The 26,969-nt window shown below is 50.2% G+C and carries 19 protein-coding genes; 13 read left to right on the top strand and 6 right to left on the bottom strand.

Features of this window, described 5'->3' with window-relative positions:
* Window positions 1-759: 759 nt before the first annotated feature.
* The 3 genes from KIH39_RS08530 to KIH39_RS26565 all read right to left on the bottom strand — a co-directional run bounded on the left by KIH39_RS08530 (window position 760) and on the right by KIH39_RS26565 (window position 2,148).
* Window positions 760-1,152, bottom strand: a complete 393-nt coding sequence (locus KIH39_RS08530) for a helix-turn-helix transcriptional regulator (protein WP_213498914.1) — start codon at window positions 1,150-1,152, stop codon at window positions 760-762.
* Window positions 1,149-1,511 carry a type II toxin-antitoxin system RelE/ParE family toxin gene (locus KIH39_RS08525; RefSeq protein WP_261353064.1) on the bottom strand — a complete coding sequence of 121 codons (363 nt, stop codon included), beginning with the start codon at window positions 1,509-1,511 and terminating at the stop codon, window positions 1,149-1,151. Before KIH39_RS08525 ends, KIH39_RS08530 begins: the two co-directional genes overlap by 4 nt.
* Window positions 1,512-1,995: 484 nt before the next feature.
* Window positions 1,996-2,148 (bottom strand): hypothetical protein, encoded by a 153-nt coding sequence (locus KIH39_RS26565; protein WP_246539610.1) that lies wholly within the window; start codon window positions 2,146-2,148, stop codon window positions 1,996-1,998.
* Here KIH39_RS26565 and KIH39_RS27050 point away from each other — a divergent pair.
* Window positions 2,077-2,358, top strand: coding sequence for an MFS transporter (locus KIH39_RS27050; protein ID WP_390623701.1), 282 nt, complete (start codon window positions 2,077-2,079; stop codon window positions 2,356-2,358). The genes KIH39_RS26565 and KIH39_RS27050 overlap by 72 nt on opposite strands.
* Window positions 2,351-3,607 (top strand): ArsB/NhaD family transporter, encoded by a 1,257-nt coding sequence (locus tag KIH39_RS08515; RefSeq protein ID WP_213498911.1) that lies wholly within the window; start codon window positions 2,351-2,353, stop codon window positions 3,605-3,607. Before KIH39_RS27050 ends, KIH39_RS08515 begins: the two co-directional genes overlap by 8 nt.
* A 1,183-nt stretch (window positions 3,608-4,790) precedes the next feature.
* Here the strand turns inward: KIH39_RS08515 and KIH39_RS08510 are convergent.
* A complete protein-coding gene (locus KIH39_RS08510) occupies window positions 4,791-5,129 on the bottom strand; it encodes a hypothetical protein (protein ID WP_213498910.1) in 339 nt (112 codons plus the stop codon).
* A 711-nt stretch (window positions 5,130-5,840) separates the two neighbouring features.
* On the opposite strand from KIH39_RS08510, the gene KIH39_RS08505 reads away from it, so the two are divergent.
* Window positions 5,841-6,023: a hypothetical protein gene (locus KIH39_RS08505; RefSeq protein WP_213498909.1), complete on the top strand. Its 183-nt coding sequence runs from the start codon at window positions 5,841-5,843 to the stop codon at window positions 6,021-6,023.
* Between the two features lie 375 nt (window positions 6,024-6,398).
* Here KIH39_RS08505 and KIH39_RS08500 read toward each other — a convergent pair whose 3' ends face one another.
* Window positions 6,399-7,433: a WD40 repeat domain-containing protein gene (locus tag KIH39_RS08500; protein WP_261353063.1), complete on the bottom strand. Its 1,035-nt coding sequence runs from the start codon at window positions 7,431-7,433 to the stop codon at window positions 6,399-6,401.
* A 250-nt stretch (window positions 7,434-7,683) separates the two neighbouring features.
* Between KIH39_RS08500 and KIH39_RS08495 the strand changes: the two genes are divergently transcribed.
* On the top strand, window positions 7,684-8,820 hold the full coding sequence (locus tag KIH39_RS08495; RefSeq protein ID WP_213498907.1) for a HEAT repeat domain-containing protein: 1,137 nt from the start codon (window positions 7,684-7,686) through the stop codon (window positions 8,818-8,820).
* A gap of 860 nt (window positions 8,821-9,680) precedes the next feature.
* Here the strand turns inward: KIH39_RS08495 and KIH39_RS08490 are convergent.
* The gene (locus tag KIH39_RS08490) at window positions 9,681-10,073 is read right to left on the bottom strand and encodes a hypothetical protein (RefSeq protein ID WP_213498906.1); all 393 of its coding nucleotides are present in this window, start codon (window positions 10,071-10,073) and stop codon (window positions 9,681-9,683) included.
* 277 nt (window positions 10,074-10,350) lie between these two features.
* Here KIH39_RS08490 and KIH39_RS08485 point away from each other — a divergent pair, with 277 nt between their 5' ends.
* The 9 genes from KIH39_RS08485 (at window position 10,351) to KIH39_RS08445 (ending at window position 25,659) form a co-directional block, all read left to right on the top strand.
* A complete protein-coding gene (locus tag KIH39_RS08485) occupies window positions 10,351-10,791 on the top strand; it encodes a hypothetical protein (RefSeq protein WP_213498905.1) in 441 nt (146 codons plus the stop codon).
* Between the two features lie 1,359 nt (window positions 10,792-12,150).
* Entirely contained in the window at window positions 12,151-15,354 is a 3,204-nt protein-coding gene (locus KIH39_RS08480; RefSeq protein WP_213498904.1) for a HEAT repeat domain-containing protein, read from the top strand.
* A gap of 411 nt (window positions 15,355-15,765) precedes the next feature.
* Entirely contained in the window at window positions 15,766-18,132 is a 2,367-nt protein-coding gene (locus KIH39_RS08475; protein ID WP_213498903.1) for an RNA polymerase sigma factor, read from the top strand.
* Window positions 18,129-18,428 carry a hypothetical protein gene (locus tag KIH39_RS08470; protein WP_213498902.1) on the top strand — a complete coding sequence of 100 codons (300 nt, stop codon included), beginning with the start codon at window positions 18,129-18,131 and terminating at the stop codon, window positions 18,426-18,428. Before KIH39_RS08475 ends, KIH39_RS08470 begins: the two co-directional genes overlap by 4 nt.
* Before the next feature lie 494 nt (window positions 18,429-18,922).
* Window positions 18,923-22,372 carry a two-component regulator propeller domain-containing protein gene (locus KIH39_RS08465; protein WP_246539688.1) on the top strand — a complete coding sequence of 1,150 codons (3,450 nt, stop codon included), beginning with the start codon at window positions 18,923-18,925 and terminating at the stop codon, window positions 22,370-22,372.
* Window positions 22,373-22,720: 348 nt separating this feature from the next.
* Window positions 22,721-23,890, top strand: a complete 1,170-nt coding sequence (locus KIH39_RS08460) for an ISAs1 family transposase (RefSeq protein WP_213498900.1) — start codon at window positions 22,721-22,723, stop codon at window positions 23,888-23,890.
* Between the two features lie 362 nt (window positions 23,891-24,252).
* Complete coding sequence (locus tag KIH39_RS08455; protein ID WP_213498899.1) at window positions 24,253-24,471, top strand: WD40 repeat domain-containing protein; 219 nt, start codon at window positions 24,253-24,255, stop codon at window positions 24,469-24,471.
* A gap of 15 nt (window positions 24,472-24,486) precedes the next feature.
* Entirely contained in the window at window positions 24,487-25,212 is a 726-nt protein-coding gene (locus KIH39_RS08450) for a WD40 repeat domain-containing protein (protein ID WP_390623700.1), read from the top strand.
* Window positions 25,213-25,245: 33 nt separating this feature from the next.
* Window positions 25,246-25,659, top strand: coding sequence for a hypothetical protein (locus tag KIH39_RS08445; RefSeq protein ID WP_213498897.1), 414 nt, complete (start codon window positions 25,246-25,248; stop codon window positions 25,657-25,659).
* Window positions 25,660-26,969 lie beyond the last annotated feature (1,310 nt).

The raw sequence follows: 26,969 nt of genomic DNA, 5'->3' as shown, positions 1-26,969 counted from the left end.
TCCTGGCCAAAATGGATTTGAATGTGCTATTGAATATGGCAGAATGGGGTTCCTGAAATTCCATTCAGAGCTTTTCAAGCGGGTTCGGATGTCTGCCAAAGAAGAATTGAACAAAAGGAATCTCAACTAAGCCGAATACGAGAAGATCATTGAGAAGGCAGACAAGAAGCTCAAGGATATGAAGACCTCCACACTCTCTCGCGCGAACTTTTCGTCACTTCGCAATATCCCATTAAACTGATCTCTATCCCTTACTTTTTGGACCAGTGTTATGGCGTATGAAATGTCCCCGCTGGGGATCAAACCCGGATTTCCAGCGGAGTTGCGTAACGTTCATGAACAGATGCGGCGCGACATGAATTGGTTGCATAGCGTGTGGATCAAGTCTTTCTCTCTGGCTGTCATGACTATATCACGCTATGGTGAAAGGTTGCAGTTCCGATCGTAAGGTGGCGTTTGTTACTGACTTTTGATGCTCTGGCAGCAAGGTCACTCGCGTAACAGGCAACCGCAGTTCACCTCTGAAGGATATAGTTTGGACGCTGTTAATTCGCTGTCGCTTGCTCTCGTCGTGTATGTCGCGGTTTATCCTGTCTGGATGCTCTCGCCGCCCAATCCTGCCCGGCTCATCGTATATCTGTTTCTGGCTCTTGTGATTTACGTCTCACGGTTGCTCAAGGTAGGGATATAGTCTCACTTGATCTGAATGTTAACTCGTGCGATCCTAAGTGGCAAACCTGCCGAGGCGAAACTCACACGTCAAGAAACTGATACTACTTTCTTTCTAAACGGGACTCTAGTCACAGTTTTTGATGAAGCATGCTCCCTCGTCTTCTTTGGTCGAGGTGTAGTTTCTATTTCGTGCTCTTCCAACCTGCCTCCTACCGCGTAAAAGTACTTAATGAGCAGGTCGAGTGAAACGTCCTCCGAGCCAGCTTCAATTTTAGCAATGCGAGACTGGCTGGAATTAATTTTTCGAGCAACGTATTGTTGAGTAAGGCCTAGCACTTCACGAAGTCTCTTTGCATGCTTAGTCAACTGGTACTTCAGCTCAACGATTTGGTTTTCCCAGTCTTCGAGGCCGAGAAATTCCTGAACAGTGCCGACCCGAAACCCGGCGTTCTTCAGGGCTTCTCGCTTGGCTGCGTTCATGATTTGTCTCCCTTCTTCTTGGCTTTGATAGCTTGCTTGTATGCGGCCAGTCGCTTGCTACACGTCTCGATTACATAATCCGGCGTTTTCTGGGTCGTCTTGGTGTGAACTTCGAGGATAACGATTGCATCGTCATCGAGATAGTAGAAGATTCGCCAGTTTTTCGTCTCGTCCTTTATTCGCAACTCGTGGCAGTTTGAGCCAATAGATGTCATTGGACGTGAGTGGGGCATCTCCAAAGATTCTCCGCCTTGGAGACGGCGCAACATAAATCCAGCCTCACTTCTGGCTTCCGCCGAGAAGGGTGGCGTTTTGATCTCACCGTGCAGCCAGACAAGGGGTTTGTCTTCTCCGTCCACAACTATATTTTATGTCGGTTCTGACATAGAGTCAACATCATTTCTTTTGTCGTAAAAGCAAAATCCCCGCTACTGTCGTCATCGCCGCCGAGTGTCAGTGAGCAGTTTTGGGGGAACATCTTCAAGGCGATCTGGCGGAATTGAGCGGGAATCTGCAGGAGTGGAAGGGGGGCGTGAGGGCCTTTCGTCGTTCGAGGCGGAGCAGGCCTAGGGAAAGTGAGTAAGGAATTCGCTGCAGTCGTTGTTCGGGCGTCAATTCGGTGTAGTCGTCGCGGTGCATGGAATGCCGCGAAGCGGCTGACCGTGGGGTGCCAGCGCCTGGAACCGTTCTAGTCCACCTATGCAATGCATAGGGGAGACGCCTGTACCTTGGGGTCGAAAACCACTTCTCTTGATCGCCTTCGGAGTCCTGCCGGTTCGCGGCGTTCTCTATACGTTCGCCGATGATACTACTCTACTGGTCGCCATCCAAATCCTGGATGGCCTAGGGGTTGGAATATTTTGAGTCGTTTCGGTCTTGGTGATCGCCGATCTCACGCAAGGTACAGGCCGATTCAATCTCACCTTGGGTGCGATTTCCACGGCGGTTGGTATTGGTGCCGCGCTGAGTCAGCTTATAGCGGGTTCGATCGTTCATCAATTTGGCTCCAGTGCGGGCTTCCTTTTTCTCTCAGGAGTTGCTGCTGCGGCTTTTGCTCTCTTGTTTTTCTTGATGCCGGAGACTAAGAACTTCATCAAAGGTTCCAGCCCCGCGCCGAAAACTTCGATTAACCCAGTTCAACCCAAGATTAGGTTAACGCGAAAAGCTCTGCGAAATCGCATGAAAAAGGTAGCGCGACGTGTTTGACCGAAATGTCTTGTTGACCTGGGTCATTTTCGCTGTGACTTACTTCGGTTTGGCACTGGGCAAATTTCCTGGCCTAAGGATTGACCGCGCCGGGATAGCTTGGGTCGGCGCGGCCGCCATGATGGCTTTCGGACTTGTGAATTTCGATGAAGCGATCCAAGCCATCGATTTCGCAACCCTTGCACTTTTACTCGGAATGATGGCGGTCGTCGCCTTTCTCCATCGAGCCGGATTCTTTGAGATTCTGGCGGGTTGGGCTTTAGGCCGATTTCGAAAACCCAAGGCTCTCTTGGCGACTACGATGGGGCTCTCCGGTTTCCTATCCGCGTTGTTGGTTAATGATGTGGTTTGCCTCGCCTTAACGCCATTGGTGTTGCAATTAACGAGACAGTTGCGAATCGATCCGAAACCGCAGCTGATTGGGTTAGCAATTGCCTCTAATGTCGGTTCCACGGCAACCCTCACCGGCAATCCGCAAAATATGATTATCGGCGGATTGTCACATATCAGTTATCTGCACTTCGCGGCAAAGCTCGCTCCCATCGCCATTCTCAGTCTTATTGCTGCTTATGGCATTTTGCTTTTGGTCTATCGGAATTCGCTAAGCTCCGGGGCCGAAACTACTGAAGATAAAAAGGAAAACACACCTTCGAAACCGATGCATTTCGCTCGACGATTTTTATTAATCAAAAGCCTATCGGTGACTGTGAGCGCGGTTGTTTTGTTCTTCGCAGGCGTATCGATGTCAATCGTCGCTTTGAGTGCGGCAGCGGTTCTGTTTTTGGGCCGAATCAAACCCAAGAAAATCTACGACCGAATCGATTGGTCGCTATTATTGCTTTTTGCGGGCCTTTTCGTGGTAGTACACGTTTTCGATATTCGAATTCTCAGCCATGCCGGGGTAGAAAATTGGAAGTTTCTGCGGGATTACCCCATAAGCTTTTTAAGCGCGATCTCCGCGCTGCTTTCGAATCTCGTCAGCAATGTCCCTGCCGTGTTACTCTTTAAGCCGATCATCCCCACTCTACCTTCCGAAATGCAGGAAACAGCATGGTTAGCATTGGCCATGTCGAGTACGCTGGCTGGTAATCTGACGATCTTAGGCTCTATCGCCAATCTGATTGTTGTGGAAATTGCACGAAAAGAGGGAATTTCCATCAGTATTTTGGAGTATTGCCGAGCGGGCGTCCCGGTCACAATTTTGTCCATTTTCATCGGCATAGGGTGGCTGAATTTAGTTCATCATTGAATGCGATTAGGATAAAGTTAAAAGTCTGATACGAAGTGCAGGACTTATTCCCTATCATTTGGATAAATTCGTTGCTGTAGTTGCAAAATAGCAGTCGATTTTTGCATCTTTGGAATTATTTGCAACGAATTTTGCCACCTGAGAGGGAGTAAGTAACCGCAGGTTGGAAAGGGACTGTAGGTCTGCGACCTCTTGTTCCGACCGACCTGCAAGTTCTGATAATTCTGCAATTTCGACCGTTCTATCCGCTGCAACAGTAGTTTGAGGCAATCAAGGTCCATACGTTCCGCTACAAAAGTCTGAGTACATGCCATCCACTTTAAATTACTTTTGGAGGCAGGGAAATCAGACATCCTCTTGGCAATTTTACTGAACAGGTTCAACTAGGATTGCAGCCACTTTCGCCCGTCGGTCCAGGGCTGGTTACGGGAAGGGGCTAAGAGGGATCTCGGCCCCTTATTTTATTCGTCTACTTTAAGGCTGACTTGTTCGACGCGATAATCTTCTCTTAGCAAATTCCGCTCGCGAAAAACCTCTACTCCAGGCCCGTCCATCCAAGCTTGCGCCTCTTGCTCGGAAGCAAAGGTATACTACTTCCAGAGTTCCGATTCAAAATCCCAATAATGAAGTATCCAAGGTCTCTCTCGATGCAATATCATCCAAACCAGAACTTGACTCATCCGAGGACTCCGTAGTGATTTCTGCTGATCAACTCGTGTGCTCAGGTCCAGAAATACCAGGACAATCATTTCTAAGTGGGAAGTGGCCGAAGAACTTGTTGTTCGCTCTGACGCAGGATCAGCTGCGGATAATACTAAGATCCTTGTGAAGATAAACAGATTTTAAGGCATCTAAACGAAAGCTCGGTCTTCTTATGGGTAAGCAAGGTCTAGAGAGGAAATTTTATTTGCAAAACCGATCTGTCTATGGTCGAGGAACTTAATGATCAAGGACTAAGGCAAAGGTCCTTGTTTTCATATGAGCGGTAGCAAAGGAACGTGTTTGGGCGAAGATATGGATTGGTGATTAACAAGTCACTCAAAATCATGTAGATATAACGTAATTTATTTTAATCATATTAAATGCTTTTATGACATGTATGACCTTGAACGAAGCTGCTCGCAATATTTGATATAACCTTACAAAATCAAATTGGAAATCAATCGTCCAGCAGGATGGAATTTCATTCGAGTGTCTCGAAAAAATTATTAATTTCCCACACTGCATCGGCAAACACTTTTTTTTGATCGAAGGACATGCTTTTAGATTTTTGATATCCCGCGCTTTCGCCATTTGAAGCAGTTAAAACACCAAAGTGTATGCCATTCTGGATCACTCTTAAGCATCTGATAGCATTAGGTTCCGCGATTTCAATCCGTTTGAAGACGATTTCTTTGAACATGTGAAGACAGTTCCGAAAAGCGTCAGAAAACGCTTCATTTTCATCTTGGTGAGGTGCCCTAAGTCTCTTAGTAGCCAACCCAATTTGTTCTCGAATATACCCGTACTGATCACTAGGCATGCATATCCCCCTTACCAAATGATGGGCGGATGAATACATGTTGTGGAAGGCTTACTCATCAGTCTCTCATATTTTACGAAACCGTGGTATTAGAGATAGAAAATTATATTTAATTTATATTTGTTCGCTCACATTCTCTCGCATAAGTAAGTGTCCGCCCGTTTTCCTGCCACCCGATTTCTTCTGATCAAAACCTCGACTTCACCTTCCCCGATCAGAAAATACCGCCCGCTCTCCTGCGGAAGGATCGCCGGCTCGAGCTCGAGGGCTTGCGGATCTTTGAGCGCGAAGTCGGCCCCCTGGAGTGTGAACGCCCCCCGGGTGCCGTTGAAGTAGGGAGCGATTCGAAACCAGATCGGCCTGCATCGAAGGTCGGCCAATATCCAGAGAGAGGAGCTGAGTTGCATCCGCTTATGGAAGAATCTGGTGAGGCCCTGGCTGATGTCAGTTGCCGGGACACGAACTCTGCCCGGCCTATGTGACCGGAGCGGGGAAAATCGTTCTAGAGATGAAGCTCTATCCACGATATTCAGTTGCTCGTCAGTAATCATCTATTTATTATTTGTGAACTTGGAGCCTTCCCAGGCTTTGGGCTTGAGTTTGGAAGCACCGACAGATTTCAGCGTCGTATCGTTGTACCGGCATCGCCAAAGTAAGTGATCTTGTGTCTGAGGGGCGGAGGTCGGGATGGTTGGGGGTAGACGAAGTTGAATGGTGGCATGTCGTCTGGACCACCTTCCTGGCTTCGCCGCCCTCCGACGAACGGGGGGACTGGCGAGAATTGGCCGACCTCTATGCACGGGTAAAAGCCGCGAACGGGTCGGTCGCCTTTTCCGAGCCACTACCGACGCACTGGGCAAAGTCGCCCGTCGCCCGTTGGCCACGTCTCGCTGACCACCGCAACCTCTGGGCGGTTGGTAGGGGAGTTACGCAAGTAAGCCAATGCTGAACGGATCGCGGGCGGCACCCGGGAGCAGCCGTCGCGGTCGATTCGGTGTGGGTTCAGATGGTCCTAAGTTGCCCGTTAGTGAATCTCCACCAACGAGTCGGGCGGCTCAAGAGTCGGTCAGCCACCCTGCTGTCGTTCGAGCCGGCGCTGGGAGTCGGCGGGGCTGGCACCTGGGGACGGGGTTTCTGGAGGGCAGGTCTGCTTGATGAGACAGCCGTCAGCAAGGTGTCGGAGTTCGTGAAAGTAGGTGGTCGGGCCTAGCCTTGCGCACGGCGGTCCGACACGCTGCGTTAGTAACCTGCTGATGGAAAACTCGGATCTCACTTTGACTGTTCAAGAAGGGTCGGAACATCCCAGATCTTGACGGCAGACTCCAGTATATCCCGCGTGGCCATCGTTCGGCCATCGGGACTAAAGTAAGCGAATGGAACGTGGTGTCGACTTGCCTGAATTTCGGTCACTTTCTCGCCCGTTTCGGTATTCCAGAGAGATATTATCCCTCTTCCGTCTCCGATTGCCGCGAGTTTGCCGTCCGCTCGCAAAGTTGCGGTTGGGAACTTGGCTTTATTGGCCACTGGAAACGAAGATTGCTCTTTCTGCTTATCCAAATCCCAGAGGCGGATCGCGGTTTCCTCATGATAGAAGGCCAGCCTCCGGCCATCGGAACAAAAAAAGACTTCTCCTACCGACCCATCGTCGATCTTGGCATCGGTCGGACCGACGGCCACGAATTGCTCGCGCCGAGTTTTGAGGTTCCAGAGGTCGACTCCATTGGGTTTGCCATGGGTCACTGCGAGGGTTTGGCCGTCGCGGCTAAAACCGATCGAATGGAAGAAGTTGGCCGTTGGAGGTGGGCTTAAAGGTGCCTTCCGCGTTCCGGAGGCGACATTCAATAACAGGATTCGTTGAACACCAATCTGCAGATCCGACCAGGACGCCAGAGTGGTTCCGTCGGGACTGTACGCGAGAAGTGACACTTTACCGATATCGTCGCGATAGGAAGTCTTTTCCTGGCCAGTCTTAGTATCCCAAAATCGGATGATCGGCTCTTGGCAGGCTGTAGCGAGGGTGTTTCCGTCCGGACTAAAAACCAACGCTTTCACATTAACCGCGTTTACCAGTCGAAAAAGCACTTGCCCCGTTTCGAGATCCCAAAGTCGAACGTACTCCTCTTCCGAACCAACTGCTAGGATTCGTCCTTCGGGGCTAAACACCACTCTGCTCGGCCTGGAATGGCCGTCAAGACACGTTCGTAGTCCAACTGGCTTAGGATCGGGTCGAGCGCATCCCAGCAATCCAAAAAGGGCCAACGTAAGAGCAAATCCAGCTATCAAGAGTAGATGTCTAATCACCATGGCTAACCCACACTCCTTGGTTCAATCTGGCCATAAATATCAGATTACATTGAATATAAACTATTTGCCATTGGAACTGACTGGATTCCACATTAGAAAAACAGGGAAAAGAACGGAGTTAAACTACTTCAAATGGTTTCGCACGCTGAGGTTCGATAGGCGGCCTTCAATCGGCCCAACGAACCGGGTCGATGTGACCGAAGCCTTTTCAATCGACGTTTTCATTAGCCCATGTGAGGGAGAATAGGACGTGAAGAAAAGCACGGAGCAGTTGGTTCAAGATCTCCTCACCCTGCCGTCGGACTATGACAAGAAGCGGGCGGTGGTCGCGGAACTGGAAAAGTACATACAGGTCCTGCGGGATTTTGTGCCCCAATTGGCCGAGGGATTGTTGATTCCAGACCGGAGCACGCGAATTTATTGCGCTTCACTCCTTCGACAATTGAAGGAAGCGGCGGCTCCGGCTGTACCGAAACTCCTTTCGCGGGTCGTGGATCCCAATGAGGATCAGTCCGTTCGAGAACAAGCTGCGAAAGCCATGGGAATGGCGGGGAAGGAATCGCTTGAGATACTTAACCAACTTGCGGATGACCCCGACGAAAAAACTCGGCATCTTGCGTTCGAAGGACTGGCGTCAGGTGATTTCACGGGATACATCGATACATTCATCGCGCACCTTGCCGATCCTTCGATCGACATCCGCTATTCGATGAACGTGAAGATAGCAAGTAACGGGAACTACTTCGGCGCACAGGCTACTCTCGAAAAACTCATCCAAAGTTACCCTTTCTTGCCGATGTTGGCCAGGCCTTACGCGGCTTCTGCGATTTTGCAGATGGATCCGAGCTGCAAGTTTCCACTTTCCACTCTCCTGGAGCTCATGAGCGAACCCGATCAAGCTTCGGACGTTCTGAAGCAGTGCCTGGATGCGATTGGTTATTGCAAGGAATGGCCTCCAGATTTTATAAACGCTGTGGCGAAATTAATTGACCACAACGATAGGCAAATCCGGATCCGAGCCGTCCTCTCTTTGTCTTCCTCGCGAAACTTCGGAATACCGCTGCGTCCTGGGTCGGCGGAGGCACTCCCGGAGATGATTCTGCGCCTGAGATGTAAGGATGAGGAAGAGGAGATTCGAGAGCAAATCTGTTATGTGATCACCAAACTGGAACAATCCGCCGCACCCGCCGTATACACCCTTGCTGCCATAATTGAAGAAGATCCGGTCGTGATTGAACTCCAGAAGGCCGCCGCACTGGCTCTGGCCAGCATTGGCCCCAGCGTGAAAGAGGTTAAGAAGATACTCGAAGAGGCAATCAAATACAAAATTTTATATTCCAGCGACGCCATCAAGTTAGTAAAGTCTGCTCTCAAGCAGATCAAATGACCTTTATTTTCCACATGAGCTGATGTGAGTAAGTATAGGCCGCGAGGAAAATCTCAGCCGCCACTATCACTTTTGATACTTATTTTCGGGCTCCGTGGAGTCCATAGCTTCTTGAACGGTGACTCACAATGAAATAAGTACAATAGGCCACCCTTGAAGCTGAAAGATGTTCAAATGGACGAGGAGTCAGTATTGCGGAAAACTTCGAAAAACGACCACTTTCCTGGCAGGCACTTTAGCCATATTTCCAAACCCAAATAATCATCATCGCGGTCTACCCCCGCCTTTGGGCGTTCCAGACAATGACACCTTATACTGATCTGGAACCACGCTGGATCACGATGAGCAATATAAGACTCGTTACCAATGTAATAGGCTCCGGTCATCCGCAAGCGGTCCGGAAAACTCTTACCCTCACTGTACATGCCTATAGTGTTGAGGTATCTCTCGACCTCCCGGTGGACAGTATTTAGGAGCTTATCCCGATGACCTTGGATTGCCGAATATTCAGCGATCGTTACTCCGGCGATATTGAGTTCCGGCTGAGTTGCCCAATCTGGAGGTTCGATTCGAGTCAATCGAAATTTTGCCACCTTGCTCCCTTCTACGTTCGACGCCAAAAGATCAATTAACCGGAGAGGCCTCAATAGAACGATACAACGGTCGGGGCTGAAGTTTTTTGATTTTTGGTTTACTTTTTCTACTACATTATCGGTAGCTTCTCTTTTCGTGCAAGCGGGTTTCTCCCACACATAGAAATCGGGTTATGCACGCGCCGGTCCGATACACCGTGTTGAGTTCTTCCGACAATCGGTGTCGGTGATTCTGGATCACACAGCGATTCTCTGAATACGACCGCCTTATAGACTGGTCCAAAGGAGCAGCGTCTTGTTTTCAAGCCGCGCGGCATCAGCGGTGTCGCCGATATCCCGCACCAAGTTGAAAACATCAGTTGCTTCCCACCCTTCCAATTCTTCAGTTTGGGCCCAACTCTCCCCAAGAGATGCTTGCTCGTTATCATCCATCATGGCGATTGCCGCGAGTGTGGCCAACATTTTCGGTGGTACGATATCTACCCACGGACCTCGATCGCCATTTGGGATCGTCCGTATAGCGTCGAGCCGCTGTTCGAGTCTATCATCCTCCGAGCCCGCTTCGGCCAACGCCCAAAGGGTTGCAAGTTTGAGCCGATCCAGACCACGGCAAAAGAAGCCGTCCCAGGTCGTCTCAGGCTCAGCGGATGATGCGATCATTTCCGCTTCGGAGGCGTAGGCAACAAGAAGGTAACTGAGAACGCTCCTGCGATGAAACCTGATTGCTCACTACTAGAATATCCTAGCATTGAATTTCATTTAGGCAGCTACCTACCTCGGTCCGACACGCCGACTGCAGTGGGAGTAAATGCTCTGCCTTATTGACCGGAGCACTTTTTCTCAGCATAGCCTGGATGTCGATTGAGAAGCAAGTAGACTATTACTTCCTGTCCGATTTTACCCAACGCCTTGTATCAGTTCCGACCGGAGAATATCAATGTTGCGACAGATCCTCTGTTTCGTGGTCTGGTGGACTGTCGCCTCAGCGTCGCTTTTACGGGCCGATGAAGCCGAAGATAAATCCGCTTCATTTGTCGTAAAAATCGGCGGCAAAGTCATTCGTAACGAAAAACAACTCGGCAAGCCTGTTGTCTTGGTCTCTTTGCCGGGAGAAGTGACTGATTCGGATTTGAAGGGACTGGGTGGGCTAAACAACCTGAGCGCACTCGGCCTGAGCCTTGCTGGCGATTGCTTCTCAACCGCTATGTGGAACAGTCGAGCCTGGATCCACAAGTCCCAGACCTGCCCCTTACGGGTTCTTTTGATCTCATCCGAGATTTCGGAGAGAACGGCATCGATCAAACCTAGAACTTCATCATCTGCGACCTCAATCAGGACTTCGCAGGCATACATTCCAAATGGCTCCATACCTTTTTGATATGCTTAGAGCCTGTTATTGACTTATGTGTAGTATTTGTGGCATTTTAGGTCCATGGAAACCACAAGGAAGTCTTATCCGAGCGATGTATCGGATGCCGAAGGGCAGCTTTTAGTCCCATTTTTTCACGCTGAAGCGGAAAGTTGCTCCGTAACGCGGTTATCCGAAGCGGGATCTGTTTACCGCGATGCGTTACGTTGTGAAAACGGGATGTCCGTGACGTTATTTGCCTCATGACTTTCCTCTCTGGACGGCGGTCTATCACCAAGCACAGCTTTGGATGTTCTCCGGCGTCTTTGCAGTCATTTCGCATGAGCTCCGCGTGATTGTGCGGATTATCGAAGATCGGGAATCGCAGCCTACCCGGCCGCTACGAATGGGGGGATAGCTCCGAGTGATTTGCATTTGATCGAATACTTCTGGAATTGGAATTCCGCCGGGAAAGCGAGCCGATTCATCGAGAACGAATTAACTGGAAGGAGCCCTGGACAGCCGAGCAGAGGGATTGGTTCTGCGGTCGAGGAAATGGCTCGGGAAACCTATTCTCGACTGTCCCGACGCCTTCCGAACTGTGGGATACAAATCCAACGAATGCCGAAACTTCCCTTCGATTAGCTTTCGGAGAACAACTGCGTCGTTGGAGATTACCGCCCCGAGAATTAACACCGAGGATAGTTGAAACCGCTCGTCGAATCGCGGCTTCTTGGTCCTTAGATGAAAAGTACTGGTTGCTGGAATCTGAAAATTTTCCACCCAATCACTGGTTTTCGCAGCGGCTGAAATAGATTATTCTTCGAGCTAAGCTTCCGATTGCGGAATGCGATATCGGCGCTAAAATCAGGTAGGGAAATTTCGAATTTTTTTTTTCCGCAGAAACGGGAACTGCCTTAAGCTTCAATCCATCAAGATCGATAGGAAACTCCTCCCAGTCTTCTTGGCGTCCCGCTTCGTCCGGAATTCCTAAAACGAGTGGAATTTGAGAACGAAGCGTTGGAATTTTGGGTAGAGCTCAGCTTCAGGTTGGAAGCCAGACCAGCATTTAGGAAGCAAATTCCGCCTGGCGAATGGGTATCGAATTTAACCGCCTGAAAGCGAGTAATTCTGATTTCGAATTACCTCGAAATGCAGATCCAAGCGAAGTCGATTGATTTGAAAGCGAATAACATAACTTAGATCAAAATCAAGTAAAGCATTTTTAAAAAGGAGTTTTTGGCACTTAAAGTGCTAGTGCTGTTCTTTCAGTGGTGAGGCTCTTGGGACTTAAACTAATCTTGATAGCGAACCCTTTTCAGGTGCTAAAGACAAAAGCTTTTTAAGAGCAACTTCAATTCCTCGATATCTATCTAGAGCTATGGGTCCATGAAAATCCTCCTTGGTTTTGGGGCTATGAGCGACTCCCCGTCTACCTGGTTCCTGGAATTAGGGCGTCCTTACTCCAATTATCTCGTTTTGACATTGCTGCTGCTAGTATTTCTGGGGGCCGCTCTGCTTTATCAATTAGGATTTATCGGTTGGGTCGCGAGTTGGGCCAGCCGCGCGATGCGGACCATAACCTTCCGAGGTTTTAGACTCTGGGAAAGTTTTTTTTCTTGGGCTTCCTGGCCAATTTTCTTGCTTTTGACGATCACTTTAATCTTGGTAGGCAACGAGCTTTCCACGCGATGGGAAATGGGAACCCTTTTATGCTCTCTCACCGTGCTGTTCATGGGCGGGACTTCCTGTCTGGCTTACATGTTCATCGACCTGGAACGGTACGAGGTGGAACGCGGTTACAAAGCCGTTCACAACCCACTGAAGGGACAAGATCTCGCCTTCCACCTGATCAGCTACGGCCATCAAGTAGGCATTCCCTTGCTCATCTGCGCGACCATCGGGACCATCGGCGGCTTCGCGCTGTTCAATCTGGGATTATATAACAGCGGGGGACATTCTTGGTATGAGTTAAGGAGTGATCAGGGACCCGCCGTCCTACTCGATTTTTTTGTCAGCACATTATTGAATCTTCTGCGCGTGGTCGACGTTTTGAATCTAGCCAACAGCCGACATATCCTGCGTTTGGAATATGTGAGTGCGGTTTCTTGGCCAGCCACATTACCGTTGCTCGCCTTCAAGAGCTTTTTCACTCTGGTACTCCTGCAGCAGATTCTGGCTTCTCTCCGTTTAGGACGGTTGCTTTCTGAAACGATCAAGGATTTTTGGAGCCCCCACGAACCGATTTATCAACGGGCGCGCAATTCACTTCCCCAGTTCGGGACTACCGTAATTCGGCCACTCTTGAGCTCTTTGCGAAGCGTCCCCATGCTCCCGCGGGAGCAGCGGGATCAGCTTCCTTTGATCATTTCGACAATCGGCCCATCGGCTATTCCCTCCTTAATCTTCAGTCTGAGGGATGAGCATGAACATGTCCGAGCGGTCTCGGCCGCTTCCCTCGGTCTTTTGCGTGCGAACAATTCCTTGCGGGAACTGCTACCCCTCGCAACCGAATCGAGCGAACTCGTGAGAAAAAGCGTCATCGAAGCTCTGGGGACAATTGCTCGCTCAGATACGCAAACTTCTCAACGCCCGACAAGAAGACTTCTATTTAATGCCGGGCAACGAAATCCATTCTTCGGTTGGCGGCCACAAAATGCCCTCCTCGATCCCGTCAAAGCGGTTCTTCCCGTGCTGGAAACCGCTTTGAGCGATTCTCTACCGGCGGTCCGGATCGAAGCGGTCCGAGCTCTCGGAGCCCTGGGGCCCCAAGTAGCAACAGCGGTCACCCCCAAGCTCCTTTCGTTGCTTCGCGATCCCGATGAAACGGTTCGCTGCGAGGCGGCGGCGACTATCGGGATTTTAGGCGATCCCCAAGGTATAGCTGTAGAGCCACTGGGCCAAATGCTGGACGAAGCGAGCCTGGTCCTGAAGGCCACCGCCGCCCGCGCCTTAGGTCAATTGGGAGCCGCGGCTTCCTCTCAAGTGTTGTCTTTGGTTACCCTCCTACAAAATCCCGAGGAATCCGTGCGATCCGCGGCTGCCGAAGCCATCGCCCAGATTGGTACTTTGAACGTCCCTGCCACCGATTCGTTGATTGAGGGGTTATCGAATCCCGACAATCTGGTTCGTGCTCAAACGGCTCAAGCCGTCGGAACCATGGGGGAGGTTGCCTTGGAGGTGGCTCCGGCCCTGGTGGAAGCGATGTCCGACGAAAACGATGTGGTTCGAGCCCGGGCAGTGGAGGCCCTCGGGAAAATGGGCGAAATGGCGGCGGAAGTTGCCGTGCCGAGCTTAGTTCACGCTCTCCGCGATTCGGATAACTGGGTCAGCGCTTTAGCCGCGGAAGCGCTCGGCCAAATGAAGGGATCGGCAGACGAAGCGATTCCAGCTCTCATTCGCTCGCTTTCCCACGTCAACGTCCGGGTTCGTTGTAAGGCGGCCGAAGCCTTGGGGCAGATGGGGGACGACACCATGCCGGTCTGTGAAGCCCTCCGAAGCGCTTGCCGCGATGTAGAGGGGTCGGTACGGGGACTGGCCTTGCGTTCGCTTTCTCTCGTCAGCCGCAATCCGTTTCCTGCGGGGAATTCGTGGGGACCCTTTCTTGAAGATGAGGATCCTCGAGTTCGAGTTGCCGCGCTTGAAGCGGTTGGACGCCTCGGAGAAATCGAAGATCCCTCGCTTCTTCCCCAAATTTTAGGATTACTGGACGATCCAAATGACGATGTCAAAATCGAGGTCACGAAGGTACTGCCTCTTCTGGGAGGAGATCCGTCGTCAATCGTCATAGCGCTCACACGTCGTCTGGAAACCGACGACAACGATTGGGTTCGCGAACATGCGGCCAAAGCGATTGGAAAATTCGGTGCGGTGGCGGCATCCGCGGGACCTGCGCTACTCAAAGCTTCGCGCGGGGGGGAAGTCGGCGTGCGGGAGCAGGCCCTGCGAGCGATCGTAATGATTCAACCGCCGGAGGCCTTGGAGGCGTTTGCGGCCGGTTTGACCGATCCTAGTCCGGATATTCGCAAGCTCGCTTCCGCGGGTTGGATGAAGATGCCCGTGCTGCCCGCGGAAGTCATTCCAGAATTGATCGAAGCCCTCGGCGATCCGGAGAATCAGGTTCGGGCCAACGCCGCTCATGCCTTGGGGCGATTGGAAAAACTGCCCGAAGAATCTGTAGAACGACTGATCGAATGTGCCTCCGATCCCGACGACGGACTCCGATTAGGCGTGGCGATCGCTCTCCAAGCTTCCCGCAGTAGCAGCAGTAGAGCCACTCTAGGCCAATTACTGAAGGATACGAATCCGAAAATTCGATTAATCGCTGCGGGGGCTCTACTCGCGCAGGACGTGGATTCTGAGGAGGGGAAGGCTGTGCTGGCCGAATCCTTGGAAGACCCAGTCCCGCGAATTCGTCGAGCAGCTTTAAACCTCATTGACTCGCTTGGCGAAAAGGGCCGGTCATTTTTTGCAATTCTACAACTCCGGCAAGATCAGGAGGAAGATGTCGAAGCTCGAGCGATTTTACTTCCGGTGCTGGAGAAGCTCCTGCCCTCGAATTCCACGCAACCACAGCTGACCATTCCGGAATAGCTGCCTGAATGCCAAAATTTTAACTTTTTTGGTCGTCTTCTTCCCTGAAAGCTCAAACTAAACATCGGATTTTAAAAATGGCTTTGGGTAGATTTCATCAGAAATCTCCAGCTAGAGAAAGCCGTCGCCGGGGGGATTCCCGCTTGATAAATGGAGTCGCGGTGGCCGAATCGCGCTCTTCGTAAGACTTAGATGATAACGATGCGGCATTCGATAACCCCCCAAGAATTTCCTAAAGTCCTCTCGAGAGGAGTCATCCACTTCGCCACGCTCGGTAAGGAGAGAAAAGTGTCCCCGGGGGGAGGGCGGTTTTCAATTTCAAAAATCTTGGCAACTAATGGATCAAATTGAACCGCTACCGGTAGTACTATGGTAGAGAGCCGAAATGCTTCGCAAGGAAGTTGGATCGCAATGGGACAACGAAACGCCGTTATACAGTGTATCCGTCAGATTCTGCGCAATGATGCACGGCTTACCGATGGAAAACTTCTGGAACAGTACATAAGTCGCCAGGACGAGGCGGCCTTCGAAATCCTTGTAGAACGCCATGCGCCTATGGTCTGGGGGGTATGCCGTCGTATTTTGTTCAATCACCAAGCGGCTGAGGACGCCTTTCAAGCCACTTTCCTCGTTCTTGTACGAAAAGCGGGGTCGATTACTTCCCCGGAGTTGTTGGCCAACTGGCTGTATGGGGTGGCCTATCAAACGTCACTGAAAGCGAGAGCGACTATTGCCAAGAGGAAAGAGCGAGAGAGCCAAGTGATAGAGCTGCCAGAACCAATTTCGACTCCAAAAGTCGAATGGCTTTCTCTGCAAGCCGCACTGGACGAGGAATTGAGCCGCTTACCGGACCACTATCGAAGCGTGATCGTCCTGTGCGACCTGGAAGGACAGACTCGCAAACAAGTGGCAGGACAACTTGGCTGTGCAGAAGGCACGGTGGCAAGCCGATTGGCAAGAGCAAGAATCCTGCTGGCGAAGCAACTCAGCAAACGTGGTATTGCTTTGTCCGGAGGAGCGTTGGCAACGGTGCTAGCGCAGAATGTTCTATCAGCGAGCGTGCCGAACTCGTTACTGGTCTCCACAATCAAATCGGCAACAATCTTTGTGGCCGGGACGGGGGTTGCCACAGGAGTGATCTCGGGAAAGGTTGTCGCCATCGCGGAAGGAGTGCTGAAAGCCATGTTCCTTACCAAACTCAAGACTGCGGCTATCGCACTTGTGCTAATTCTCGGCTTTGGAGCCACTGGGGTAACCTTCCTTGCGAGTCGTACAGTGGCTGGACAGGACGTTTCGAAGCGAGCCGCGGAGCCACCAATAAAGTTGACAGCGAAACAAGAGAGGGAGGCTTTCACCGCCTGGGGCAAGGAAGTCGAAGGTGTGCAGCTCGGCATCCGACTTGGTAACCAGCGTGTTTACCAGGTCGGGGAAAGCGTTACTCTGATCCTTCGACTACGCAACAACAGTAAAGAAACCGTTCGGTTTCGTGATAATGCCGAGTATTTTTACAAGAATCCTCCGCACGTCACGGACTCCGAGGGAAAAGCCCGTTCGATCCAGGGTTTTTCCATATTTGGGTTTATCCGGAAGAAGTCTCTTGCACCCGGCAAAGAGGTGGACCTGATTCAATTGGAACTCGCCGTTCGGCCAGAGACGGATCGAGAGCAAAATTCCGCATGGACCCTCTACGGAACCGGAAAGTTCCAGATTCAGTATAAGGTGGAGGACGTTGTGGGTGATGTTCGGGTCGGGGGTCCTGGAATGACCCTGAGTACCGGTAAGCTGGAGCTCGAAGTGAAACAGCCGCAGAAGCCGACTCCAGATAAGGAAGCCTTCACCGCTTGGGGCAAGGAGGCTGGTGGCCTGCAAGCGGGCCTGGGTTTGCCTCCCGGAGCGAAGCGGGTCTATCAGCAAGGTGAGATCGTTACTCTCTTCGTCCGGGTCCGCAATGTCAGCAAGGAGACTTTGAAGTTCGATTACATTCCTCAATTTCTGGACGAACAGCGTCCCATCGTGACAGACTCAAACGGGAAGGCTATCCCTCAATTTGGAACCAGTATGCTCGGAATACACGGGACGACAACCATAACGCTGGAGCCGGGGAAGGAAGCCGTGCTACAAACACGAATGAGCGCTGCCGCCGGAATGCGTTACGAGCTTATTCCGGTGGGCGAGGGAGCAAAGGCTGGGACCAAAGAGAAGTTCCTCCTCGTGGGAACTGGCAAAGTGAACCTCCAGTACGAACGTGTGATTGGAAACTCGTCGTCGGGTTTCCTGAATAACGTCGATTCTGTATTCGGTAAGCTAGGAACAGGAAAGTTGGAACTCGAAGTCCAGGCAGTCGCGAAAGAAAAGACCAAGTGCCTGACGCCTGAAGACGCCATCCGGGCGGCCTCCGACCCGACAAGAATGAAGGAATTCAATAAGAGCCAGCCCCCTGTCGAATTCCAAGTCGAGTCCGTGACCAGAACGAACGAGAAACTGTTCAATCAGGCTCCCGACGAAGCGGTGTTCGAGAAGGGTCGCGGCCCGGAGGATGTCGGGCTTCGTTCAAAAGCTCCAATAGACAGCATCCTGCAGCGTTTCGGGGCGGTCCTGACGGCCAAGGCGGTTCGGCAATTCAACCGGGCGGGAATACAGAACATCGAGAAGCACTTCGAAGGGAAAACGATCCGGGTAACGGGGTCAATTTCCAAACATGACGACAATATTTACGGACATCTTGTGGAGTATGAGATCGTCATTGATGATTTGAACCAGCTGGAAGTCGTCAAATGAAGCAGGTCGCTAGCGGCGAATGGGAAGAAGTGGTTCAAGCTCGACTTGTGCGCTGGGTACTCGGCAACCCTTTTCGAAGAGTCACTTTTGATCCCGCTTGGAGAACGGCAGCTCTCATCAATCTCGCAAAATCCCTCTACGATGAGCAGGCATTCAACCGCAGGGTTGAACTTGCTGAAAAGCTTCCAGGCGCGGGCTGCAGGCCGGAGGAAAAGCTGAGCCATTTGCACGCTGCAAAACCACATTGCCGGGGATGTTGGGCGCTTGACTTGATCTTGAATACGAACCAGAATTGACGGTGATTTACTCAGTCGTTCATGTTCCAGGCCCTTTACTGAAGCGTCCGACTATCAGGGCGATTCTCGCGGGGTGAAGAGAAAGCTTGGCAGCCTCGCGAAATCGAAAAATTAAACCGGAAAAGAAAGAATTCTTTGGGAGGCTTATCCTTCTCGCTCCTAATAAGCGGCGGTAGGCCCGAATATGAGAGACTGTCCTGTTACTGGAGCCTGGGAAACTCAAATCCCTAAGGGAAAGTTCGGCTTAACCTATTCCTCGATGTAAGTTGTTGTCTGTGAGTTGCTTACGAGTTTTGACTTCCATCGCGCCTTACAAATTTGTACGGATTCATATCTAGATATTACTGATTGTCGCTTGATTTTCAGATTGTTTCAAGATATGCTTTCCACAAGAAATAAATCGTAAATATTCAGACGCATCGAATCCCTTTATCCTGAGAAGGACCAGTCAAGATTTTCAATCAAGTCGTGTCAATTAAGAGAACCCCGTGTCAATGATTGTTCTCCACTCTAACTGGAGCGTTCGCTCAATAGCAGCCAATTCAATGATCCTTCTCGTCTGGCTATTTTGTCCGCAGCTTTTGTATGCACTCGATCCCAAACTTTCTCCTCAGCAATATTATTCACGCATCTGGCGGATCGAAAATGGCCTCCCGCATAACTTAGTGCATTGCCTAGAACAAACGGTCGATGGTTTTCTTTGGTGCGGAACGGAAAATGGTCTCGCTCGATTCGACGGCACTCATTTTAAAATATTCAATTCGATCAACACTTCGGAATTTCGAAGCAACAGCATCCATTCCTTGCTTGAGGACGATCAGCAAAGACTCTGGATAGCTACGGAACAAGGACTTTTGCGGTATGAAGCAGGGAAATTTCGTGTAGTAAATTTAGAGCACTGGAGTAGCTATTCAAAGATCTTCGCCTTGGCCAAGGACCGAATGGGGAGAATCTGGATCGGTGGTTCGGCTGGTTTGAGTTGCTACTTCGAAGATCATTTTGTGAACTACAGCATCTCCGATGGACTGCCGGACCTCTTCTGCAGAGTTCTCTGCACTGATAAAAAACAGGATCTTGTCTGGATTGGGACTGCCAAAGGTCTGGTAAGTCTCGAGAATGGAAAAATTCAGGCTCATCGGCTTCAGAATGAGGGTAGCGATTACATCTTAAGCTTATCGGAATCCCCTTCGGGAATACTTTGGGTGGGAACTCGCGGAGGCGGGCTGTGCCTTGGAAAAGATGGGAAATTTGCATTCTTAGAATCGCCGGAACAGCTCTCCAATTTATCCATTCGTGGAATTCGTGAGGATTGCGATGGTAATTGTTGGATCGGTACAAATAAAGGTCTCTTACGATTCTACGAAGAGAAGTGCACTGCTCATTTTCCGAAGGATTCCCCATTAGGAGAATCTATTCTCTCGATTCTCGAAGACACTAAGGGTAACCTTTGGATTGGAACGGGAGATGGTTTGATACGACTTTCGGTCGGTCGATGTACCATGGTCACGGATTTGGAAGGGCTGACGGATTCAAATTGTTGGATTGTCTATGAGAATCGACAAGGGATAATTTGGGCTGGTTCGAGTACAGGTTTGAGCCGCTACTCTGAGGGACAGTGGAAATCCGTGCTGCTGAAGAATGGGCAATTCCTAGATACTGTCCAGTCCATCGCGGAGGATTCGAACGGTGGGATGTGGTTCGGTACGGCTTCCGGACTATATAGTTACAAAAACGGCCATTTTGAGAATTACAAGATCTCCGACGGATTTCTTTCTAATATCGTTTTGGCAATTCTACCAGAAACGGATGGCAGTCTGTTACTAGGAACCCGAGGTGGTGGATTCGGCCGATTCAAAGATGGCAAATTTCAATCTCTTTTCAAGATTGATTCTCAAAATGCTTATGATGCGCGTTCGATAATCAAACGGACAAATGGGGATATTTGGATCGGAACGAATGGGGGAGGAATATTGGTAGAGCATCAAGGCCAATTTACCCGGTACACGACTCGAGATGGCTTATCAAGTAATATCATACTCTCGCTATATGAAGATCGTCAGGAAAGGGTATTCGTCGGAACCCAAAGTTTTGGGCTCTGTGAATTTCGTCAAGGTCAATGGAATTGTTATAGTGTGGCGGATGGGCTTCTAGACAATACCATTTATCAGATCTTGGAGGAACAGCAATACTTATGGATGAGTTCTTCCCGAGGGATCATTAGGCTTGAGAAAAACTCTTTGGCCAGAGGATCTCGGCTTTCTGCTCTTATTCTCAATCGACAAGATGGGATGAAAATCGAGGATTGCAACGGCGGATCTCAGCCCGCAGGATGTAAATCGCAAGATGGCCGATTGTGGTTCCCGACCAGTAGAGGGCTTGCGGTGGTAAATCCGGCCACTTTTTCCAATGTAAATGTTGCCCCGAAAGTTTTTATTGACCAACTTTTAATCGACGACCAAAAGCTGGCTTACTCAGACAAAGTTCAGATTCCCCCAAGTGGAGGGAACCTCGAAATTAATTATTCGTGCCTTGATTTGGAAGCACTCGACCAAGTTCAATTTCGATACCGCCTGATCGGTGTGGACCCAGATTGGATCGCGGCAGAAAGCAGAAGAGTGGCTTTGTATCCCAATCTCGCTCCCGGCAAATACGAATTTCAGGTGATGGCTCGTAGAAACAATGGGAGCTGGCCGGATTCCAACAAAAACATCGAACTGGAATTGGAACCTCACTTCTATCAGACCTTATGGTTCATTCTTTCAACGGCAATCGGCCTCCTTACTTTAATTTTTCCCATACATCGCTTATGGACTAATCGCCTGCGGTTGAGGGAGAAATATCTAGCCAAGTGTGTGGAAGATCGAAGTTACGAATTACACCAAGAAGTCGAAAGACATATCCGAACGAGCGAGTTACTGGTTCAATCTCAAAAAATGGAAGCCGTCGGAAAACTAGCGGGAGGTGTGGCGCACGATTTTAATAATTTGCTCACCGTGATATTAGGTTACTGCGCTTTATTAAAACATGATCCTAACCTGAAGGCAGAACAGAGAGACTTGATCGATGAGGTCAGTAATGCGGGCGTGCGAGCAGAAGAATTAACTCGACAGCTTTTGGCTTTCAGCCGGCGGCAGATCCTTCAACCCAAGATCATCGATTTAAACGCGTTTGTCCTGGAAGCAAAACGACTCCTCGAACGGTTGATACCCGAGAATATTGCTTTCCGAATTCACCTCGAAGTGATGCGATGCTTTGTGAAGATCGATCCAACACAACTTCATCAAGTCATTATGAATCTCGCTATCAACGCTCGAGATGCTATGCCACAAGGAGGAATGTTGACTTTTCTGACGCGAAGGGTGCAGCCCAACTCGATAGTGTTCGATTTTCCTGAACACCTTAAAGAAGTACAACTGGTTGAAATTATCGTTGAAGATACGGGATGTGGAATGTCTCCCGAAGTAAAAAAACAGATTTTTGAACCATTTTTCACAACTAAAGAAATTGGTAAAGGTACAGGTTTAGGATTATCCACCGTCCACGGGATTGTGGAGCAATCTGGGGGAGCGATTCTCGTTGAGAGCGAACCTACCAAAGGCTCCCGATTCAAAATTTATCTGCCTTGGGTTGAGGCGACTCCATCCGATGAAGCTTCGAATTCCGAATTTAGCCCCTCTGCTGGGCACAAAGAAAGAATTCTTCTCGTCGAAGATGATGTTTCGGTGCGTAAAGTGGCTAGACATATCTTGCAAAAGTGCGGATACAGGGTGTTAGAAGCAGGTGATGGAGTGGAAGCGCTCGAAGTTGCCTCTGAATGCTTAGAAATGATCCACCTCTTGATTACAGACATGGTAATGCCGAATATGGGTGGGAGAGAATTGGTGTCCCGTTTAATAAAACATCGGCCGAGTATTAAAGTACTGTTTTTTATCCGGCTACAGTAATGATGAACATTTTCGTAATGGAGAGATAGAATCCCAATTTGCTTTTCTGCAAAAACCTTACACTTCTAGGCAACTTTCAGATCAAATTCGAAAATTACTGGATCAACGGATATGAATTCACTATTTAAATTAATCAAATAATTCCAATTTCGTTATCCTTTATATTCTGAAAGAATTCCAAATTGTAAAAACCTTTGACTGCGTGAAATTATTTCACCCTCCGCAAACATCAGGGTAATTGCGTTTTAATTCCGAGGGAATCTGTGGGTCTATACTTTGCACTTGCGCTCGATTAGAGTTTAGGAGAGAATCGGCAGTTTGCTTTGTAGATAAGTTTGGAAACCATCAATGCCGATTCGAATCCTTCCCAGTCCTTCGAAGCCTCAAACGCCCCTGGACGGTTTACTCACCCACTTTGCCGATCTGACCGATCATCGGATGCAACGTTGCCAACGGCACAAATTATTGGACATTGTTTTCCTGGCGATCTGCGCCCCGGTTAGCGGTGCCGACGATTGGGTGGCCGTCGAAGTTTTCTGTGAAGCGAAGATCGATTGGTTTCGCAAATACCTAGAGTTGCCCAACGGCATTCCTAGCCACGATACTTTTAGTGCCGTGTTCCGCTATTTGGATGCCGAGGCTTTCGAAGCCTGCTTCGGTGCCTGGATGGCTGAGATCTGTTTGACGACTCCTCTAAAGCATGTGGCGATCGATGGCAAAACGATGCGTTCGTCAGGGAGTGCGCAGCGGCGGGCTTTGCATGCGGTGAGCGCCTTTGCCACGGCGAATAGCGTGACGATGGGACAGCGGGCGGTTGATGCCAAATCGAACGAGATCACGGCCATTCCGGAATTGTTGAAAACACTGAATATCGCCGGTTCAATCGGGACCATTGACGCGATGGGCTGCCCGAAGGAAATCGCGCGGGCTATCCGTCGGCGGAAAGCGGATTACCTTTTGGCGGTGAAAGAAAATCAGCCGAGCTTGCATGCGGAAATATCGCCCCATTTTCAGAAGCATCTGGAGTCGGGTTTTACGGAGGTGGCGACGACGTTCTGCGAATCGACCGAGAAGAATCAAGGTCGGGAAGAGTACCGGGGTTGCCGGGTATTTTCGGATCTGAAATTCCTGTCGTCCCGGAAGGTTTGGCAGGGACTCAAGAGCATGGGGGTTGTAGTAACCGATCGCCGCGATAAAGGTCGGAGCACGAGTGAAATTCGATATTACATCTGCCGCCGGAAAGCGACCGCGGAAGTCTTCGCCCAGGCCGTTCGCAATCACTGGGGTGTAGAAAACGGTTTGCATTGGCATTTGGATTTGAAGTTTGGCGATGACGACAGCCGAGTTCGAGAGGGCGATGGACCTCAGAATTTCACGCGTCTGAAACGATTGGCTCTAAGTATATTAGTTAATGCCAGCGGCAAAGAATCTCTAAACAAGAAACGCTTGGCCGCCTGTGCCAGTGATCAACGGCGAGAACTCATGCTTCAAGAATTCCTCAATTTCCCCCAAATTTAAACGCGATCTGCCTGCGCCGCTTACAGATAAACTTTACCCACAATTCGTCGAAGAGAATCGCTCGATCACTCATATTACTCAGGATCCCTGCGCTCCGATCGATCATTTGGATAATTACAGAGCTGCGGGAGGAGTTTGCCTTTGTCGAATCAGTCACAAATGCTCCATACGCGATAAACCCTCAATTTGATAGCATAGTGCGTTGGGTAATCTTTTGGTGGTCTTCGCACTTTCGACTATTGATAGTTCATCAATAGATTCCGAATAGTTCATCAGCCTCATCGTGAGTAATTTTCTGGAAGATGAGGAATGGTCTGATTCTTTGCAGTTGTGTTTTCCTTTCGATGTTGAGGGGTAGTCAAATGAAATACCTTTTTCAGATCGCGAGATCTGTGGTGACCGTCACCTCGGCCCTGTGCCTCGGGATGATTGCTTCGACTGCAGCCGCTCAGCAGCCCCTCCAATCGCTTGTGCTCAAGGGGCATACGGCAGAAGTGAGATCTGTCTCCTTCTCTCCGGACGGAAAGATGATCGCCTCAGCCAGCTGGGAGCAGACTGTTCGCATCTGGGATGCGAAATAGGGAGAAAAACTCGCCATTCTTCAAAGTGATGAATTTCCCCTGACTTTAGCCTTCTCACCAGACGGGAAGACCTTAGCCTTCGGAGTGGACGACCGGTCGGCGCTTCTCTGGGATTTGCCAGGTCGAACCGAGCGTGTCATACTGAAGAATCATGATGGCGATGTTCAGTCGGTGGCGTTCAGCGCGGACGGTAAGACGTTGGCCACGATCGGAAATTACCGTTTGCCGCTCGATAGGCCGTGCCGAATTCACTTTTGGGATGTCGCAAGCGGCAAGGAGCTGCCATCCCTGGGCGATCCCAAAATTCTACCCCAGAGTGTTGTCTTCGGCCCCGATGATACAACAGTGACGTCGGTGAACAACGACGGCTCCATCACAATTTGGGACCGCTCTAAGGGAAGTGCAAAACAGATTTGGAAGGCTCCCAACGGTGGGTTTCGCCACATTGTGGCTAGCCCAGACAGGAAGATTTTAGCAGTCGGGGCGAGCGATCCGATTGTCTGGCTGATCGATGCGGCCTCGGGAGCAGAGAAGGTAATATTCCGGACTGAGAAAGGGCTGATAACAAACTTCGCCTTCAGTCCGGACAGCCGGACGTTGGCTAGTGTCGTGGGATCGAGCACGATCCGCCTCTGGGAAGTTGAAACCGGCTTCAGTTGGGGCGTGTCTCCGAATGGGAATGCTGCCTTCACGGGAGTTGAGCCACCCAGCATCAATAGCATAGCGTTCAGCCAGGACTGAAAACGACTGGCGATAGGTAGCAACGATCGCTACGTGCGAGTGTGGCCTGTCGGACCCAAACCGCAACCGACAGTTGACCTCAAACCTAAGCCGAAACAGGAGCCGACCAACGGTCGGGGGCTTGAATTTCAATTCAATGAGAAATATCCAAACGTTACCGTCGAGAAAGACGGGGTTTATGTCGATGGCCGCCCTCTCAACGCCAAAGAAACTCCCCAGAGCACAAACACGCCACCGAAAACCGATACCCCAATATACGCCCCGCTGTCGTTCAACACGGGTGATTCGAGTGGTTCCTCTCCCACGGAAAAATCGGCGCAAACCAAGCCGATGACTTCGAAATCGAACTCCTCTCTTTTTATTTGGCTCATCGGGGTCGGAGGGGCAATCATCGTAGTGGCAGTTTTTCGGGCGAGGCGTGTCGGCCACACGATTGATCCGAAGTGAACCTAGATCGGATTTCTCGAAGGCGTACTGGATGGTCGCCATCGTGGCAAGGACCGAAGACTAGTCACTGGATTCGATGCCGATCACGATCATTCAATCACTTTCGTCGATCTAAGATGACCGCATCTCTACTGATCGCAGTCTAAGAATTGATTTCTCGTCTGAGCTGATCACGCAATTCCCGCGGCACCTTGTTCTCCTTGTGGCAGTCCGTCTCGATGCCTTTGTTTGTGATTCTGCGATCGGGCAGGCGCGTTATACACTGAACTCACGTAAACGTTATCCACGGCGGGGCAGGCACACAACAACTCCCGCATGGCGTCTGGCGAGATACCTAGTCGTGTCTAGAAATCGTAGTCGAAATACTGAATCGTGGGCCTCCATCGTTCTTCGGACCACTTCTCGTTCTTCAGGGGCAAGCGCTTCCAGCGTCATGTTGCTTGAGGGCTAACTCGTGATTAACCGAACCGGAACAATATCCCTCGGTGAATACATTTTAGCAACGAATTACCGCAACTACTTACGTCTTCTTCACTTCCTCAGCTAAACAGTTGATCCGCGAGCGATAACTCTTCGGTAAGTTAATTGAGAGAAGTTGAGAGTTTCCGCAAAAAATTGGAGAGTACGAAACGAAACCGACGTTTCTTGCCTGGTCCCCGAAATTCTGTTTTCGAACGACAGAACTGAATAAAGTGTGAAAATCTCAAAAACCACTTGGAAAAATCGCTTATTTGGGGGTCTAGACAATAGGCGGTTAAGTTAGCTCGTGCTTCGACAATTTTCCGCTGAAAAGTGAAAAGCTCCCCAAACGAGACACTCCTCGGAATAAATACTCTTAAGCTGGTGAGAGTATTTTCGAGTGCCAGGATTTAAGCCTATATTTTACAATAGCTTACGGCGATTATAGTGAATCGAGGTAGAGTAGGGCACTCCAGTTCGCGTCCAATGCGTTGTGCGAGAGTGACACTGTTCGAACTGCAAAATCTTTCCCAAGTGTTAACCGGATTGGCAGAGTTTCCGGGTGGGAAAACCGGAGGACAGACGGGTTGACAAGATAAAACCAGTAGCAGAGATTATCTCCACCTGCACAACCATTCTCTCTATTACAGAATCATTCACAGGGAAAATCTTCGCAATGTCTATATTCGCCTGCTTTCACGCCGAATGAATAGCTTTCCGGCGTCCTACCGTGCAGTCAAGTCAAAAGTGACTTATGAAAGTGGAACACAAATCCTGGGGTTAAGCGATCATTGTGGTTGATTGAGCGCCCACAATCGAGCAGCACGACAGTAGACTCAAACAGCGTGATA

It is taken from the genome of Telmatocola sphagniphila (assembly GCF_018398935.1).
GTDB lineage: Bacteria > Planctomycetota > Planctomycetia > Gemmatales > Gemmataceae > Telmatocola > Telmatocola sphagniphila.
The sequence above is the reverse complement of the archived record's forward strand: the minus strand, read 5'-3'. Positions and strand labels throughout refer to the sequence as shown.

What these genes read in the sequence shown, in the direction of transcription:
- KIH39_RS08530 (WP_213498914.1), bottom strand. Translation starts at nt 1,152, where the DNA reads ATGAACGCAGCCAAGCGAGAAGCCCTGAAGAACGCCGGGTTTCGGGTC.
- KIH39_RS26565 (WP_246539610.1), bottom strand. Translation starts at nt 2,148, where the DNA reads ATGAACGATCGAACCCGCTATAAGCTGACTCAGCGCGGCACCAATACC.
- KIH39_RS08510 (WP_213498910.1), bottom strand. Translation starts at nt 5,129, where the DNA reads ATGCCTAGTGATCAGTACGGGTATATTCGAGAACAAATTGGGTTGGCT.
- KIH39_RS08505 (WP_213498909.1), top strand. Translation starts at nt 5,841, where the DNA reads ATGGTGGCATGTCGTCTGGACCACCTTCCTGGCTTCGCCGCCCTCCGA.
- KIH39_RS08500 (WP_261353063.1), bottom strand. Translation starts at nt 7,433, where the DNA reads ATGGTGATTAGACATCTACTCTTGATAGCTGGATTTGCTCTTACGTTG.
- KIH39_RS08490 (WP_213498906.1), bottom strand. Translation starts at nt 10,073, where the DNA reads ATGATCGCATCATCCGCTGAGCCTGAGACGACCTGGGACGGCTTCTTT.
- KIH39_RS08485 (WP_213498905.1), top strand. Translation starts at nt 10,351, where the DNA reads ATGTTGCGACAGATCCTCTGTTTCGTGGTCTGGTGGACTGTCGCCTCA.
- KIH39_RS08480 (WP_213498904.1), top strand. Translation starts at nt 12,151, where the DNA reads ATGAAAATCCTCCTTGGTTTTGGGGCTATGAGCGACTCCCCGTCTACC.
- KIH39_RS08475 (WP_213498903.1), top strand. Translation starts at nt 15,766, where the DNA reads ATGGGACAACGAAACGCCGTTATACAGTGTATCCGTCAGATTCTGCGC.
- KIH39_RS08470 (WP_213498902.1), top strand. Translation starts at nt 18,129, where the DNA reads ATGAAGCAGGTCGCTAGCGGCGAATGGGAAGAAGTGGTTCAAGCTCGA.
- KIH39_RS08465 (WP_246539688.1), top strand. Translation starts at nt 18,923, where the DNA reads ATGATTGTTCTCCACTCTAACTGGAGCGTTCGCTCAATAGCAGCCAAT.
- KIH39_RS08460 (WP_213498900.1), top strand. Translation starts at nt 22,721, where the DNA reads ATGCCGATTCGAATCCTTCCCAGTCCTTCGAAGCCTCAAACGCCCCTG.
- KIH39_RS08455 (WP_213498899.1), top strand. Translation starts at nt 24,253, where the DNA reads ATGAAATACCTTTTTCAGATCGCGAGATCTGTGGTGACCGTCACCTCG.